Below are 1,171 nucleotides of genomic sequence, written 5' to 3'. Positions count from 1 at the left end.
CGGATGAGAATCTGTGTTGGTTGTCAAGGTGGATTTGGGGTCCAGAGTCGATCCTGAGAGAGAAGACAGTTTGCCAGCACGAGCAGTTTGCGCATGATGGCGACAAGGACGACCTTGGCTGGTTTTCCTGCGGCTTTGAGGGTTTCTGCGAAGCGCGCGAGCGCGGGATTGTAGCGACATGCCGACAAGGCGGCCATGTAGAGGGCGCGCCGGGGTGCGGGCCTGCCGGCGCGGATGGAACGCCGTCCGGTTCGGGCACCGCTGTCGTTGGCGATTGGGGCCAGGCCTGCCAGCATGGCGGCCTGCTTGCCCGAACAACTGCCCAACTCGTCCATGCCGGCCATCAAGGCCAGGGCGGTGATGCGGCCGATGCCGGGAATGGAGGTGAGGATCTCGGCCTTGCGGCAGAGCTGCGGATCCTTGCCGACATATCGCTCGATCTCTTTGTCGAGACGGTCGATATGCTGTTCCAGCCTGCGCACAAGGCGGTTGAGTTCGCCGCGCAGAACCGCGGTGGTGGCGGTCTTGCTGCGATTTTGCAGGGCGGTAAGGTCGTCTTTGGCTGCCGATCGTGCATTGACCAGCTCCTGCAAGGCTTCGATGTGAGGACTTGGCGGCGCGGCAGCCGGCGGGCGCAGGCTCTCGGCCAAGAGCGCCAGGAAACGGGCGTCGAGCCGGTCGGTCTTGGCGAGATAGCCGCAGGCGCGGGCAAACATGCGCGCGCGCAGCGGATCGATCACGGCGACGGCAAAGCCATCATGCCAAAGCGAGCGATGGACGGGGCGATGGAACTTACCGGTTGCCTCCATCACAATGCGTTCGGGCCGATACCTGGCCAGCAGCCGTTTCAGCTGGCGGATGCCGGTCTTGTCATTGCTAAACCGCCGGCTTTCGCCCAGCGGATGCAGATGAACATCCAGCCACTCTTTACTCACGTCCACACCGGCATAAACTACCGGCATCGCGTCTTCTTGGAACGAAACCTTGCCTTGCATGCGGGACTTGCTCCCCATCATCTGTTCAGGACAAACGCGAGGACGGCCGGACCAATCTCATCCCCGGTTCAAGCCAAGGGGCCTGCGGTCCCGGCCGTCCGCACTCCGGCGGATGGCCATCCGCCGGAGTGCGCACCGATCATCCAACAATCAGCGCAAATTGAACATGCAAGGGG

At 62.9% G+C, this 1,171-nt stretch carries 1 protein-coding gene; it reads right to left on the bottom strand.

Annotated elements, in window-relative coordinates; genetic code table 11:
• Positions 1-23 precede the first annotated feature (23 nt).
• Positions 24-995 (bottom strand): IS110 family transposase, encoded by a 972-nt coding sequence (locus tag C4N04_RS31400; protein WP_096765150.1) that lies wholly within the window; start codon positions 993-995, stop codon positions 24-26.
• Positions 996-1,171: the final 176 nt, after the last annotated feature.

The sequence above is a fragment of the Rhizobium sp. H4 genome (genome assembly GCF_003013335.1).
Taxonomy (GTDB): Bacteria; Pseudomonadota; Alphaproteobacteria; order Rhizobiales; family Rhizobiaceae; genus Rhizobium; species Rhizobium sophoriradicis.
This window is presented reverse-complemented; position numbering and strand designations above follow the sequence as displayed.